The organism is Halorubrum sp. SS7 (assembly GCF_005435055.1).
GTDB classification, from domain to species: domain Archaea; phylum Halobacteriota; class Halobacteria; order Halobacteriales; family Haloferacaceae; genus Halorubrum; species Halorubrum salinarum.
Window position 1 is genome coordinate 62,602 of the sequence record NZ_SGXV01000007.1, and the last position, 14,321, is coordinate 76,922.

Genomic DNA, 14,321 nt, shown 5'->3' on the forward strand with positions numbered 1-14,321 from the left:
TCGCGGGCGTCCGCGCGCCGGTCACCTGTGGAGGAGCTCGTACCACAGCACCGCCGTGACGGCCCGCCCGTCGCGCAGCTCGTCGTCGACGACCGCGGCGAGCAGGTCGTCGTACGGCACCGTCTCGACCGATATCGACTCGTTGTGGTCCAGGTCGCGGTCGGCGGTCGGCTCGCAGCCGGTCGCCAGCACGTGGTGGTGAACCGCGTTCGCCATCCCGTTCGTCGGCTCGACGGTCGTCAGCCGCTCGAACGAGTCGGCCTCGTACCCGGTCTCCTCGGCCAGCTCGCGGGCCGCGGCGCGCTCGATCGCGTCGTCGCTCGGGTCCGTCGCGTCGCTCGCCCCGCCGTCCGCGCCCCCGTCTCCGTCCTCCGGCTCCATCGTCCCCGCGGGGATCCCGCGGTTCACGCGCCCGACGGCCTGCCGCCACTCGTCGATGACGACGGCGTCGCCGTCGGGCGTCAGCGGCAGCACCACGACCGCCGGCGGCTCGTCGACGTAGTGGAACCCGTCGGCCTCGCCGTCCGGGAACCGCACCTCGTCGCGCCGCACGTCGAAGCCGGGGCAGGTGTAGTCGACGGCCGAGCCGAGCGTCTCCCACGCGAGGTCGTCGGAGTCGTCCATGGTCGCGGTCGTCGCTCGGCGCGTAAATACCCGGCCGTCGCGCGGTCCCGCTCGCGTCGATCCGGCGTCCGTCGCGCGCCCCGGACGCGCGCTGCCGCCGCCCGTCACGCGCCCCGGACGCGCCCGACGGCGAGGCGGCCCGCCGTCCCGGCGGCCCAGCCGAGGGTGCCCGCCGCGAGCGCGGCGGCCCCGATGACGGCGAGGCCGTCGACCGCGAGGAAGGCGGCTACCCGCTCGCCGAGCGAGCGCCCGGAGAGCCCCAGCAGGTAGTGATCGACGCGGTGGCCGAGGAGCGCGGCGACGGCGACCGCCCACGAGGCGGCCAGTCCGCTCCGCCGGACCGCGAGCGCCGCGGCCGCGAGCAGGCCGACGGCGGTCGCCTCTCCGGCGAGGAGGATCACCCCGCCGGCGACCTCGAAGACCCCGACCGCGTAGGCGGTGAAGACGAACGCGAAACACAGCGGCGGCGCGGCGAGCCGCGGGTCGGGTCGCGGGCGGTCGCGGTCGGGACCGAGGAGGAGCGCGCGCGGGGAGGGCATGCGCGACCGATCCGCCTCGCGGCCGAAAAACCTCGGGGGCGCCGGCGGCGGTCGTTCGGGGCGCTCAGCCCCAGTCGCCGAGCGACGCCTGCCCCTCGTCGGCGTCTCGCCGGTTCCGCTCCGCGGTCGGTTCTTCCCTGTCGCCCCGGTCCGGCGGGCCGTCGACCCAGTCGGTGAGCTTGCCGCCGTCGCCCGCCCCGTCGCGCTCGCGGGCACGTCGTCGCTCGGAGTCGTCCCGGCGCTCGCGCCCGCTCGGTCGCTCGCGGTCGCCGTCGTCCCCCGCCGCCTCGAACCCGCCGAGCGTCGCCTGGTCGGTCTCCGCGAAGTCGAGCTTGGAGACGCGGACGCCCAGCTTGCGGACCCGCGTCTCGTCGAACTCGCCGAGGAGATCGAGCGCCACCTCCTCGACGAGGTCCGGGTCGTCCACGGGCCCGGGGAGGCTCCGGGCGCGGGTGTTCACGTCGAAGGGGGGCTCGACCGCCTTGATCCCGATGGTGCGGTAGAGGCAGCCGCGCTCGCGGGCGCGGCGGGCAACGTCCGCGGCGAGCGCGGTCACGGTCTCGCGCTTCGTCGCCTCGTCGGCGGTCGTCGGCAGCGCCGACTCGCGCGAGAGGCTCTTCGGGAGGCCGGTCGGCGTCACCTCGCGGTCGTCGTCGCCCGCGGCGCGCCAGGAGAGCTCCGGGCCGCGCTCCCCTAGCGCGTCCGCGAGGCGGTCGCGGTCGGCCGCCGCGAGGTCGCCCGCGGTCTCGATCCCGAGGTCCGCCAGGGTCTCCTCGGTCACGGGGCCGACGCCGTGGACGTCGGCGGTCGGCAGCGGCGCGAGGAACTCGGCGACCGAGCCCGGGGGCACGACGACGAGGCCGTCGGGCTTGTCGGCGTCGCTGGCGACCTTCGCGGCCGACATGTTCGGCGCGACGCCGACGCTCGCCGGCACGCCCGCCTCGCGCTCGATCCGGTCTTTCACGTGGCGGGCGTACCCCTCGGCGAGCGTCCGCGCCTCGCCCGGCCCCGCGGCGCCGCTCGGCGGCGGGTCGTCAGGGTCGTCGCCCGCGACCGCCCACGAGGTCCGGTCGGTGACGTCGAGGTACGCCTCGTCGATGCTCACCTCGCGGCGGGTGTCGGCGCAGTCGCGGAGCACCGCCTTCACCTCGCTCGCGACCTCCTCGTAGAAGTCGAGGTCGACGGGGACGTACCGGCCGGTCTCGGCCGGGTCCGGCGCGTCCGGGTCGTCGGGGTCCGCGTCCTCGCGACGGGGGAGCAGCTCCAGCGCCTCCGAGATCGGCATGGCGCTGTCGACGCCGAACTCGCGGGCCTCGTAGCTCGCGGTCGCGACCGCGCCGATCGACTCGCCCGGCTCGTACCCCATCCCGACCACGACGGGCTCGCCCGCGAGGTCTGGGTGCCGCAGCCGCTCGCAGGAGGCGTAAAAGCAGTCCATGTCGACGTGGCAGACGACGCGGTCGGCGCCGTCGTCCCCGTCGTCGCCGGCGCCCGGGAGCGTCTCCCCGGCGACGGGCGTCCCGCCGGTCATCGCGTTCGGCTCCGCGCTCCGCGGACTTAAGAATCAGCCACGCGCGCCGGAAGTGGAGCGCCCCGGCCGCCGCCGGCGCGGATCCAGATCCGATAGCCGGGGCGGTAGTCGTTTATTCCGCGCGCCCTTAGCGCGGCGTATGCCCGGAGCGATCGACGTGCTACACGTCGACGACGACCCCTCGGTCCTCGACCTCACGGAGGCGTACTTCGAGCGCGAGCTCGACGCGGTCTCGGTGACGAGCGTGACCGACCCGGAGGAGGCGTTAGACCGGCTCGACGAGGGCGCCTTCGACTGCGTCGTCAGCGACTACGACATGCCCGCGATGGACGGGCTGGAGTTCTTCGACGCGCTCCGCGAGCGCCACCAGAAGGTCCCCTTCGTGCTGTACACCGGGAAGGGGAGCGAGGAGATCGCGAGCCAGGCGCTCAACGCCGGCGTCACCGGCTACTTCCAGAAGGGCGGTCCCGAGCAGCTCCGCCGGCTCGCGAACCGCGTCGACCAGGCGGTCGAGGAGCACCGGACGAAGGAGATCGCCGACCGCTACTCGACGGTCATCGAGGCGCTCGGCTACCCGGTCTACGTCGTCGACGACACCGGCGTCTTCCGGTTCGTCAACGAGCCGTTCGCCGAGCTGACCGGCTACGACCGCGAGGAGATCATCGGCGAGACGCCCGGGTTCATCAAGGACGACGACGCGGTCCAGGAGGCGGAAGACCGGCTCGGAACGATCCTCTCGTCCGACGGGCCCGACGTCCAGCACTTCGGCGTCGACATCGTCCCCAAGGAGGGCGAGCCGATCCCCTGCCGGGACCACATGGCGGCGCTGCCGTACGACGGGGAGTCGTTCGACGGCAGCGTCGGCATCCTCCGCGACGTGTCCGACGAGCGCGAGCGCCGCGAGGAGCTGGAGACGAAGACCCGCGCGCTCGACGAGGCGCCCGTCGGGATCACCATCACGGACCCCGAACAGGCGGACAACCCGATGGTGTACGTCAACGACCGCTTCGTCGAGATGACGGGGTACGACCGCGAGGAGTCGATCGGGGTCAACTGCCGGTTCCTCCAGGGGCCGGACACCGAGGAGGCGTCCGTTCAGGAGCTCAGAGACGCGATCGACGCCGAGGAGCCGACGAGCGTCGAGCTGTTGAACTACCGGAAGGACGGGACGGAGTTCTGGAACCGCGTGAGCATCGCCCCGATCAGCGACGCGGACGGCACCGTGACGCACTGGGTGGGCTTCCAGGAGGACATCACGGAGTTCAAGGAGCGCGAGGCGGCGCTCGAACGGCAGAACGACCGGCTCGACTCCTTCGCGAGCATCGTCTCGCACGACCTGCGGAACCCCCTCAACGTCGCGCAGGGGCGCGTCCAACTGGCCCGCGAGATGTCGGACGACGCTGAGAACCTCGACGCCGCGCTCGACGCGCTCGAACGGATGGAGTCGATCGTCGAGCGCACGCTCACCCTCGCGCGGGAGGGCGAGACGGTCGGCGACCCGGAACACGTCGACCTCGCGGACGTCGTCGCCGACAGCTGGTCGACCGTCGACACCGCCGCCGCGACGCTCTCCGTCGAGACCGAGCGCGAGGTGCTCGCCGACCCCGACCGGCTCCGCAACCTCTTCGAGAACCTGATCCGGAACGCGGTCGACCACGCCGGCGAGGACGTGTCGATCCGCGTCGGCGACCTCCCGAACGGCTTCTACGTCGAGGACGACGGGCCGGGGATCGACGCCGCGATCGCCGACTCCCTCTTCGAGCCCGGCGAGAGCGGGACCGGTGGCAACACCGGGTTCGGGCTCGCGATCGTCCAGGAGATCGCCACCGCGCACGGCTGGACCGTCGACGCGACGACCGGCGAGGACGGCGGCGCGCGGTTCGAGGTCCGCGGCGTCGGCAAGCGGACGCCCGCGGCGGCCTGAGCGCTCCTCGGCCCTGCGCCCGGGTCGGTCGCCGACCCGCCCGAAAGCGGATCGACTCCCGCCGTTCACAAGCGCCTTTATCCTCCGTTCCGAACTCCGAGTGAATGGGGTCGCTCACCGACATCGCCGAGACCGACCGGCGCGTGATCGTGCTGGCGCTCGCGCGGATGGTCGGCGCGGCCGGGAACTCCTTCCTCATCGTCGTCCTCCCGCTGTACATCACGAGCGACGTGGTCGACATCGAGGGGCTCCTCGGCGCGGAAATCGGGGTCGGCGCGGCCGCGGTCACGCTGACCGAGCCGCTGCTCATCGGGATCGTCCTCTCGCTTTTCGGCTTCCTCAACAGCCTCTCGCAGCCGTTCACCGGGCGGCTGTCCGACCGGGTCGGCAGGCGACGGCCCTTCGTCCTCGCCGGCATCCTCCTCCTCGGGACCGCGAGCGGGCTGTACACGGTCGCGACGAGCTACCCGGTGCTGGTCGCGCTGCGCGCGGTCCAGGGGCTCGGCGCGGCGCTCATCATCCCCGCGACGGTCGCGCTGGTCAACGAGTACGCCGCGAGCGACACCGACCGCGGCGGGAACTTCGGCGTGTACAACACGTTCCGGCTCATCGGCTTCGGCTTCGGGCCCGTCCTCGCGGGCGCGGTCGTCGAGGCCGGCCCCTACGACCTCTCGCCGGTCGGGCTCCCGGTCCTCGACGGGTTCGACGCGGCGTTCGTCGCGGCCTGCGCCGGGGCGTACCTCAGCTTCACGCTCGTGTTCCTGCTCGTCCGCGACGCCGACGTCGAGGCCGAGGCGGGCGACGACGTGTCGATCCGCGTCCGCGGCGAGGACCGCCTGCTCGACCCCGTGTTCACGCTGGGGCTCGCGACCGTCGCCATGGGCGCCTGTATCGCGCTGTTCGCGACGCTCCAGAACCAGGTGAACGTCCGCTTGGACCAGGCGCCGGTCTGGTTCGGCGCCCAGTTCGCGGCCGTGACGATCGCCAACGTGATCTTTCAGGTCCCGGTGGGGCGCGCCAGCGACCGGATCGGCCGCCGGCCGTTCCTGCTCGCCGGGTTCGTCCTCCTCGTCCCGACCACGCTCCTCCAGGGGATCGTGACGGAGCCGGCGCTGATGATGCTCGTCCGCCTCGGGCAGGGGGTCGCGGTCGCGTGCGTGTTCGCTCCGTCGCTCGCGCTCGCCGGCGACCTCGCCCGCGAGGGCGAGTCGGGGACCACCCTCTCCGTGCTCACCATGGGCTTCGGCTTCGGGGTCGCCCTGGGACCGCTGGCATCTGGGTGGCTCTACGGCTTCGGCTTCGTCGTCCCCTTCGCGGTCGGGGCCGCGGCCGCCGCGCTCGGCCTGGTCGCGGTGTTCACGCAGGTGGAGGAGACGCTCGACGTCGGCGACGAGCCGAGCGCGGCGCCGGGAGCGGACTGAGCGGGGGTGGATCGGACTGAGCGGTCGCGGGCCGGACTGAGCGAGCGCCGGGGCGACCCCCTGCGGTTTTAGTCGGTCGGGTCCGAACCGCTCGGCGTGTCGAGCGACCGCCTCCGCTGCGTCGAGTGCCGCGAGCCGATCCCCGCCGACGCGCGGATCTGCCCCCACTGCCGGACCATTCAGCCCTCCCCGCTGCTGGACGTTGGCGTCGTCGTCGCCGGCGTGTTCGCGCTGCTTTTCGGCGTCGTCCTGACGGTGATGACCGTCGGAACGAGCCGCCTCCTCGGGTTCGTCCTGCTCGTCGTCGGATTCGGGCTGGCGGTCGGCGGCTACACGCGCTACCTCGACCGGCAGGCCGCGAGTCGGGCGCGGTGAGGCGACCGCGTTTCCCGTCGCCTCTCTCGCGACAATTTAAGTACGAGCGCGCGCCACCGTACGGACATGCTCACCCCACTCAACGGCGGCCTGGTCCTCGCGGGGCTGGCGCTCGCGTTCGTCGGCGCGGCGGTCTCCGTCTACGCGGTGACGCTGACGGGACTGCTCGTCGGCGCCGGCGCCGGCTACCTGTTCGCGCCGAACGTCGTCGGCCTGATCGCGGTCGACGGCGCGGTCCTGACCGCCGGCGCGGTCGCGGTCGGCGGCCTCCTCGGCGGCTTCCTCGCGTACGCCGGGCTCTCGTTCGCGGTGCTGGGGATCGGCGCCGTGGTCGGCGGGTTCGCCGGGCGGTTCGCAGTCGGCCCGTTCTACGCGGCCGACGCGGCCGGGCTCGAGGGGACGGCGCTGCTCGTCGGCGCGACGCTGGCGGGCGTCGCGGTCGGCGCGCTGTTCGGGTTCGTCCTCACGCGCACGACGCTCGTCGTCTCGACCGCGCTCATCGGCGCGGCGTTCGCCTCCCGCTCGCTCACGCCCGCGAGCTTCGAGACGGCCGCCGCGGAGACGACCGTCGAGCCCCTCCTCTTCGACCTCTCCGCGCCCGCGTTCCTCGCGGTGTTCGCCCTCGGGACGCTCTCGCAGCTCGGACTCTTCCGGTTCGGCTACGTGACGAAGCTGGTCGGGCTGTTGCCCGGCGCGCGCCGGTGGACGGCCGACGACGACCGCGACGGCGGCGCGAAGGGCGCGTAACGTCCTTCGGGAACCGATCTCCGACTACTCGTACTCGTAGAAGCCCCGGCCGGTCTTCTTGCCGAGGTCGCCCGCCTCCACCTTGCGCTTGAGGAGGTACGCCGGCTTGTAGCGGTCGCCCAGCTCGTCGTGGAGCGTCTCGCTCGCGTCGAGCGCCACGTCGAGGCCGATGTGGTCGGCGAGTTCGAGCGGGCCCATCGGGACGTTCGTGCCGAGCTTCATCCCGCGGTCGATGTCCGCCTTGTCGGCGACGCCCTCGTCGTACGCGCGGATCCCCTCGTTTATCCACGGCATCAGGATGCGGTTGGTGACGAAGCCGGGCTTGTCGTCGGCCTCCCACGTCTCCTTGCCCAGGTCCTCGGCGAAGTCGTGCGCGAAGTCGACCACCGCGGGGTCGGTGCGCTCGCCGACCACGACCTCGACGCCGTCCATGATCGGCACGGGGTTCATGAAGTGGAGGCCGACCACGTCGCTCGCGCGGTCGGTCGCGCTCGCGATGGTGGTGATAGACAGCGTGGAGGTGTTCGTCGCGAGGACTGCGCCGTCGTCGGTGACGCGGTCGAGGTCGGCGAACACGTCGCGTTTCACGTCGAGGTCCTCGATCACGGCCTCGATAACGAGGTCGGCGTCCGCGAGCTCGTCGAGGTCGGTCGTGCCCGCGATCCGGTCGCGGATCGCGTCCGGCTCCTCGTCGAGCACGTCCTTCGCGGCCAGCCGGTCGAGGCTGTCCTCGACGCTGTCGAGGCCCCGCTCGACGTACTCCGCCTCCACGTCGCGCATCACCACGTCGTAGCCCGCGGTCGCCGCGACCTGCGCGATGCCGTTGCCCATCGTGCCGGCGCCGACGACGCCGACCGCGTCCACCTCGGAGAGTTCTCGCATGCGGACCGCTGCCGCGCCGCGGGTGGTAAGTATTGCGAAAGCCGGTCCCGCGTCCCCCGCCGCGAGGAGAAATTAACAATTTGAGTAGTAACGGATGTGGCAGCGAATCGACCGCAACATGACTCGAAACGCCCGCGAAACGCGGTTCAGTTTCTTTACGCCCGCCAGTTTTACCACAGCCCTTTTTATCGATGTAACTGAACTACGAACCGATGCTTCCTCACGCCGCCGACGACATCTCGCGCGACGGTAAGTCGCTCATCCTCGCGTACGACCACGGGCTCGAACACGGGCCGGTCGACTTCGAGCCGAACCCGGACACGGCGGACCCGGAGCGGATCTTCGAGCTCGCCACCCACGAGGCGGTCACCTCGCTGGCCGTCCAGAAGGGGCTCGCGGAGGCGTACTACCCCGACTACGAGGACGAGGTGAACCTCCTGTTGAAGCTCAACGGGACCTCGAACCTCTGGATGGGCGAGCCGGACAGCGCGGTCAACTGTACCCCCGAGTACGCGGCCGAGCTGGGCGCCGACGCGGTCGGGTTCACCGTCTACGGGGGGTCGAACCACGAGGTCGAGATGGCCGAGGAGTTCCGCGAGGCCCAGGAGGGCGCCCGCGCACACGACATGGCCGTCGTCATGTGGTCGTACCCGCGCGGCCAGGGGCTCCGCAACGACGGGAGCCCGGAGGTTATCTCGTACGGCGCGCGGCTCGGCTTAGAGCTCGGCGCCGACGTGGTGAAGGTGAAGTACCCCGGTTCCGCCGAGGCGATGGGCGACGCCGTCGAGATGGCCGGCCCGGCCGACGTGGTGATGTCCGGCGGGACGATGCGCGACGACAAGGCGTTCCTCCGGAACGTCTCGAACGCCATCGACGCGGGCGCCACCGGCATCGCCGTCGGCCGCAACGTCTTCCAGCGGGACGAGCCCGAGCGCATCCTCGACGCGCTGGAGGCCGTGATCTTCGACGAGGTCGACCCGGCCGAGGCGCTGGCGATCGCCGAGAGCGACGACTGATGGCGTCACCCGACCCGACCGTCGCGGCCGTCTTCGACGCGGTCGCGGCGACCGCCCCCGAGATCCGCGCGGCGCTCCCCGGCCGGCGCGCCGAGAGCGGGACGGAGAACGCCTCCGGCGAGTCGGTGCTGGCGGGCGACCTGTACGCCGACGAGCTGCTCGGCGACGCGATCACCGCGGTCGACGGCGTCGGCTCGTTCGTCAGCGAGGAGCGCGAGACCGCGGTCGACGCGGGCGGCGCGGTCGGGAGCGGGCCGGACGACGCCTACGCCGTGGCGATCGACCCCCTCGACGGCTCGTCGAACCTGCGGTCGAACAACGCGATGGGCACCGTCGTCGGGGTGTACGACGCCCCGCTGCCCGCGAGCGGCCGCGACCTCGTCGCCGCCGGCTACGTCCTCTACGGGCCGATCACGACGATGGTCGTCGCCGACGAGGCGGGCGTTCGCGAGGAGGTCGTCGAGCGCGCGCCCGACGGTGACGGGGTCGAGCGCTCGGTCGTCGAGGGCGACCTGACGCTCCCGGCGACGCCGACCGTCTACGGGTTCGGCGGGCGCGTCCCCGACTGGCCCGCCGACTTCCGCGCGTACGCCCGGGCGGTCGAGGACGACCTGAAGCTCCGCTACGGCGGCGCGATGGTCGGCGACGTGAACCAGGTGCTCACCTACGGCGGGGTGTTCGCGTACCCCGCGCTCCGGAGCGCGCCCGAGGGGAAGCTGCGCCTCCAGTTCGAGGCGAACCCGATCGCATACATCATCGAGCGCGCCGGCGGCGCCTCCTCGGACGGGACCGGTTCGATCCTCGACGTCGAGCCCGAGGCGGTCCACCAGCGCACGCCGCTGTACGTCGGCAACGAGGAACTGATCGACCGGCTGGAGGCGGCGGTCGGCGACTAGGACGGCGACCGAGGCGGCGGCTCCGCGCGGGCGGTCCCGGCGGTCCGGGGCCGAGTCTCGCATGGAAAACTGTTTAGGATCTACCGCAAATCTTGCGTCCATGAAAGTCCACGTCGGCGCGGCGGCGACCCCCGAGGAGGCCGAAGCGATAGCGAAGTCGCTCGCCGAGCACCTCGGCGTCGACGTCGACGTCCACGTCGGCGAGGGGGAGACGCCGGTCGCGAGCGCCGAGCCGTCCGAACCGAGCTACCCGCTCGACGACGACCTCGGGCCGACCGACCGCGAGCGCGACCTCCGCGCCGAGATAGCCGACATCCGCGAGGGCGGCCCGGAGAAGTACCGCGACCGGCTCTCGGAGCAGGGGAAGCTGTTCGTCCGCGACCGCCTCGACCTCTGGTTCGGCGGCGAGGGCGGGACCCGCGGCGCCGGCGACGCGAGCGCCGCCGACGGCGACCCGGCGGGCGTCAAGTTCGAGGACGGGAAGTTCGCCGCGTTCGACGACTGGCACCCCGACGCGCCCGCCGGCGAGGACGGGGAGGCGAACGAGGAGGGAGGCGACCGCCTCCCGGGCGACGGCCTGCTGACGGGCGCCGCCGAGTTCGAGGGCCGCGACGTACACTTCATGGCCAACGACTTCACCGTGAAGGCGGGGTCGATGGCGTCGAAGGGCGTCGAGAAGTTCCTCCGGATGCAACAGCGCGCGCTGAAGACGGGGAACCCGGTCCTCTACCTGATGGACTCCTCCGGCGGGCGGATCGACCAGCAGACCGGCTTCTTCGCCAACCGCGAGGGGATCGGGAAGTACTACTACAACCACTCGATGCTGTCCGGCGCGGTGCCGCAGATCTGCGTCCTCTACGGGCCCTGTATCGCCGGCGCCGCCTACACCCCCGTCTTCGCCGACTTCACCGTGATGGTCGAGGGGATGTCCGCGATGGCGATCGCCTCGCCGCGGATGGTCGAGATGGTCACCGGCGAGGAGATCGACTTGGACGACCTCGGCGGCCCGCGCGTCCACGCCGAGGAGTCCGGCTCCGCGGACCTGATCGCGCGCGACGAGGAGCACGCCCGCGAGCTGGTCGCCGAGCTGATCGGCTACCTCCCGGACCGGGCCGGCGAGAAGCCCCCGACGCGCGAGACGAAGCCGCCGAAGTACTCGCCCGACGGGATCGACGAGCTGATCCCCGAGGCGCCGAACCGGCCGTACGACGCCCACGACCTGCTCGACCGGATCGCCGACGCCGAGTCGGTGTTCGAGCTGAAGGAGGGGTACGGCCCGGAGATCGTCACGGCGTTCTGCCGGATCGACGGGCGGCCGGTCGGCGTCGTCGCCAACCAGCCGACGGAGCGGTCGGGCGCCATCTTCCCGGACGCCGCGGAGAAGGCCGCCGAGTTCATCTGGACCTGCGACGCCTACGAGATCCCCCTGCTGTACCTCTGTGACACGCCCGGCTTCATGGCCGGCTCGCAGGTCGAGAAGGACGCGATCTTAGAGAAGGGCAAGAAGATGATCTACGCCACCTCCTCGGCGACGGTGCCGAAGCAGACCGTCGTGGTCCGGAAGGCGTACGGCGCGGGGATCTACGCGATGGGCGGGCCCGCCTACGACCCGGAGAGCGTCATCGGACTCCCGTCCGGCGAGATCGGGATCATGGGCCCAGAGGCCGCGATCAACGCCGTCTACGCCCGGAAGCTCGCCGAGATCGACGACCCGGAGGAGCGCGCCGAGACCGAACAGCGCCTGCGCGAGGAGTACCGCGAGGGGATCGACGTCCACCGGATGGCCAGCGAGGTCGTCATCGACGAGATCGTTCCCCCGTCCGACCTCCGCGCCGAGCTGGCCGCGCGGTTCGCGTTCTACGAGGACGTTCAGAAGGACCTGCCCGACAAGAAACACGGGACCGTCCTCTGACGAACCGGGTTACAGCGCCGCGATCAGGTCGCCGCCGTACGCCCCGAGGACCCCCTCGAACCCGAGCCCGACCGCCAGCCCGACGGCGAGGAGCGCGCCCGCGTACGCCGCCGACCCGACGAGCGACGCGGCGGCGAACCGGGGGGCAGACACCGACGAGGCGCTCGCGCTGGGGAGCGCGAGCCACCCGCGGGTCCCCGGGAGGGCGTTCGAGGCGGCGACCGCGGGGAGTCCCCACCGGTCGAACCACCGCGTCGCGCCGTCGAGGCCGCCATCGCTCACGGGCACTACGGCCAGCGCGGTGGGGTCGGCGTCGTACCGGCGGACCGCGACGAAGAGGACCGACTGTCCGGCGGTCGCGCCGACCACCGCCGCGGCGAACACCGGGAGCACCGCGAGCGACTCGACGCCGGCGGCGACCGCCGCCGCGACGAACAGCGTCCGCGCCGGCAGCACCTTCCCTACGAGGGCCCCCTCCAGGGCGAAGACGACGAAGACCGCCGCGGCGCCGTAGGTACCGACGAGGGCGAGCAGCGTCGCGGCGTGAGGGGCGATCACGGCTCATCTCCGCGGGCGACGCGTAAAACGTCCCCGAGAGGGGCGGTAGCACTCGTCAACACGTCGGATCCGCCCACCACGGCGCCTCTCTTCCGGCCGTCCGGTTCGGGGGAGAATTCCCTCCGCTTCGGGCGTGACCACTCTCCGCTTCGGGCGTGGCTATTTACCTCGCACGCGCCCACCGTTCCGCATGATTCGCGTCGGCGACACGGCGCCGGACTTCATCGCCCCGGCGGTCTCGGGGGAGGCCGCCGACGAGCTGGCGCTGTTCCGGCTCGTCGAGGCGCACGACGCGGTCGCGCTCCTGTTCGCGCCCGCGACGTTCGTACCGACGTGTACGGCCGCGTTCGCCGCGGTCCGGGACGCCGGCTGGGACGACCGCGACGACCTCGCCGTCGCCGCGCTCACGGGTGACTCGCTGTACGCGGCGTTCGCGTACGCCGACCGGTTCGACCTCCCGTTCCCGGTCGTCGCCGACTTCCACGGCGGCGCGGCCGAGTCGTACGACCTGCTCGCCGACTCGTGGGAGGGCCACTCGGACGTCCCGCGCCGCGCGACGGTCGTCGTCGACGGCGACTGGACGGTCCGGTTCGCCGAGGCGACGGCGGACGCGCTCGACCGCGTCGACCCCGCGCCCGTCGAGCGCGCGACCGAGGCGCTCCGCGACCTCGGGGTCGACGCCGCGCGGCCGCGGGTGGACTACGACGGGGCGTGGTGAGCGGCGCGGCCCCGGACGCCCGCCGGCGGACGGCGTCGCCGTGGTTATTTGACGCCCCCGCGACGAGGGGTCGGCATGGAAGCCGCCTTCGCGGAGTACCTCGACGAGTTCACGCGCCGGGACTGGGAGACGCTCGACCCGGCCGCCGTCACCGACCCGGTCCGCGTCGCGGTCGTCGGGCTCGGCTGGTTCGCCCGGGAGTGGGCGCTGCCCGGCATCGCGCGGTCCGCGTACACCGAGGCGACCGTCGTCACCGACGTCGACGCCGCCGCCGTCGAGGCGGTCGCCGCCGAGCGCGACGTGACCGGCGTGACGCCCGACGAGTTCCGCGCCGGCGCGGCCGCGGACGCGTACGACGCGGTGTACGTCGCGACGCCGAACGCGACCCACCTGGAGTACGTCGAGGCCGCCGCCGAGCAGGGGAAGGCGGTCCTCTGCGAGAAGCCGCTGGAGGCGACGCCGGAGCGAGCGCGCCGGCTCATCGCCGCGTGTCGCGACGCCGACGTGCCGCTGATGGTCGGCTACCGGATGCAGACCGACCCCGCCGTCCGGCGGCTCCGCGACCTCATCGACGCGGGCGTCGCGGGCGAGGTGGTCGGCGTCCACGCGACGATGACGCAGACGATGCTCGGCGAGCTCGGCGGCGACCACGACCAGTGGCGGCTCGACCCCGATCTCTCCGGCGGCTGCGCGGTTATGGACCTGGGGGTGTACCCGCTCAACACGACCCGGTTCGTGCTCCGCGAGGACCCGGTGCGCGTGTCGGGCCGCACGCGCTCGGAGCACGCGGCGTTCGCCGACGTCGACGAGCACGCGACCTTCAGGCTGGAGTTCCCCGGCGGCGTCGACGCGCAGTGCTCGGTGAGTCAGAACGCCCAGCACGCGAGCCGGCTGGAGGTCACCGGCACGGACGCCAGGCTGATCATGGATCCGGCGTTCTACGAGCGCGAGGACCGCGGCTTCGCCGTCGTCCGCGACGGCACCCGGGTCGACCTCGACTTCGATCAGGTCCACCAGATCGAAGAGGAGTTCGCGTACTTCGGCCACCAGCTGCTCGCGGGCGAGCCGTTCCACGCCGACGGCGAGCACGCGCTCACCGACAGCCGCGCGCTCGCCGCCGTCTACGAGTCGGCCGAGACGGGCGAGCCGGTCGCGCTCGGCGGCGCGGAGTAACCTCG

Annotated in this window: 14 protein-coding genes; 9 read left to right on the forward strand and 5 right to left on the reverse strand. The window is 72.7% G+C overall.

What is annotated here, in order from left to right; translation table 11 throughout:
* Window positions 1–21: 21 nt before the first annotated feature.
* The 3 genes from EXE44_RS09230 to EXE44_RS09240 all read right to left on the reverse strand — a co-directional run bounded on the left by EXE44_RS09230 (window position 22) and on the right by EXE44_RS09240 (window position 2,694).
* On the reverse strand, window positions 22–624 hold the full coding sequence (locus EXE44_RS09230; RefSeq protein ID WP_137716916.1) for an NUDIX hydrolase: 603 nt from the start codon (window positions 622–624) through the stop codon (window positions 22–24).
* Window positions 625–728: 104 nt separating this feature from the next.
* Window positions 729–1,163: a hypothetical protein gene (locus EXE44_RS20210; RefSeq protein ID WP_158293445.1), complete on the reverse strand. Its 435-nt coding sequence runs from the start codon at window positions 1,161–1,163 to the stop codon at window positions 729–731.
* Window positions 1,164–1,227: 64 nt separating this feature from the next.
* Window positions 1,228–2,694 (reverse strand): DNA polymerase IV, encoded by a 1,467-nt coding sequence (locus EXE44_RS09240; RefSeq protein WP_137716917.1) that lies wholly within the window; start codon window positions 2,692–2,694, stop codon window positions 1,228–1,230.
* Window positions 2,695–2,833: 139 nt separating this feature from the next.
* Here EXE44_RS09240 and EXE44_RS09245 point away from each other — a divergent pair, with 139 nt between their 5' ends.
* From EXE44_RS09245 to EXE44_RS09260, 4 genes are all read left to right on the forward strand, one after another.
* Complete coding sequence (locus tag EXE44_RS09245) at window positions 2,834–4,618, forward strand: PAS domain S-box protein (protein ID WP_137716918.1); 1,785 nt, start codon at window positions 2,834–2,836, stop codon at window positions 4,616–4,618.
* A 104-nt stretch (window positions 4,619–4,722) separates the two neighbouring features.
* Window positions 4,723–6,039, forward strand: a complete 1,317-nt coding sequence (locus EXE44_RS09250; protein ID WP_137716919.1) for an MFS transporter — start codon at window positions 4,723–4,725, stop codon at window positions 6,037–6,039.
* Between the two features lie 96 nt (window positions 6,040–6,135).
* Window positions 6,136–6,414 (forward strand): zinc ribbon domain-containing protein, encoded by a 279-nt coding sequence (locus EXE44_RS09255; RefSeq protein ID WP_121600027.1) that lies wholly within the window; start codon window positions 6,136–6,138, stop codon window positions 6,412–6,414.
* Between the two features lie 66 nt (window positions 6,415–6,480).
* Window positions 6,481–7,161 (forward strand): phosphate ABC transporter permease, encoded by a 681-nt coding sequence (locus tag EXE44_RS09260; protein ID WP_137716920.1) that lies wholly within the window; start codon window positions 6,481–6,483, stop codon window positions 7,159–7,161.
* Between the two features lie 24 nt (window positions 7,162–7,185).
* On the opposite strand, the gene EXE44_RS09265 is transcribed toward EXE44_RS09260, so the two are convergent.
* On the reverse strand, window positions 7,186–8,043 hold the full coding sequence (locus EXE44_RS09265) for a 3-hydroxyacyl-CoA dehydrogenase family protein (protein ID WP_137716921.1): 858 nt from the start codon (window positions 8,041–8,043) through the stop codon (window positions 7,186–7,188).
* A gap of 212 nt (window positions 8,044–8,255) precedes the next feature.
* Here EXE44_RS09265 and EXE44_RS09270 point away from each other — a divergent pair, with 212 nt between their 5' ends.
* The 3 genes from EXE44_RS09270 to EXE44_RS09280 all read left to right on the forward strand — a co-directional run bounded on the left by EXE44_RS09270 (window position 8,256) and on the right by EXE44_RS09280 (window position 11,867).
* Complete coding sequence (locus EXE44_RS09270) at window positions 8,256–9,059, forward strand: class I fructose-bisphosphate aldolase (protein WP_137716922.1); 804 nt, start codon at window positions 8,256–8,258, stop codon at window positions 9,057–9,059.
* A complete protein-coding gene (locus EXE44_RS09275) occupies window positions 9,059–9,955 on the forward strand; it encodes a class 1 fructose-bisphosphatase (protein ID WP_137716923.1) in 897 nt (298 codons plus the stop codon). Before EXE44_RS09270 ends, EXE44_RS09275 begins: the two co-directional genes overlap by 1 nt.
* 100 nt (window positions 9,956–10,055) lie before the next feature.
* Window positions 10,056–11,867, forward strand: coding sequence for an acyl-CoA carboxylase subunit beta (locus EXE44_RS09280; RefSeq protein WP_137716924.1), 1,812 nt, complete (start codon window positions 10,056–10,058; stop codon window positions 11,865–11,867).
* A 9-nt stretch (window positions 11,868–11,876) separates the two neighbouring features.
* Here EXE44_RS09280 and EXE44_RS09285 read toward each other — a convergent pair whose 3' ends face one another.
* The gene (locus EXE44_RS09285) at window positions 11,877–12,425 is read right to left on the reverse strand and encodes a hypothetical protein (RefSeq protein WP_137716925.1); all 549 of its coding nucleotides are present in this window, start codon (window positions 12,423–12,425) and stop codon (window positions 11,877–11,879) included.
* 190 nt (window positions 12,426–12,615) lie between these two features.
* Between EXE44_RS09285 and EXE44_RS09290 the strand changes: the two genes are divergently transcribed.
* Window positions 12,616–13,143: a redoxin domain-containing protein gene (locus EXE44_RS09290; RefSeq protein WP_137716926.1), complete on the forward strand. Its 528-nt coding sequence runs from the start codon at window positions 12,616–12,618 to the stop codon at window positions 13,141–13,143.
* Between the two features lie 75 nt (window positions 13,144–13,218).
* Window positions 13,219–14,316: a D-xylose 1-dehydrogenase Gfo6 gene (gene gfo6 / locus EXE44_RS09295; protein ID WP_137716927.1), complete on the forward strand. Its 1,098-nt coding sequence runs from the start codon at window positions 13,219–13,221 to the stop codon at window positions 14,314–14,316.
* Window positions 14,317–14,321: the final 5 nt, after the last annotated feature.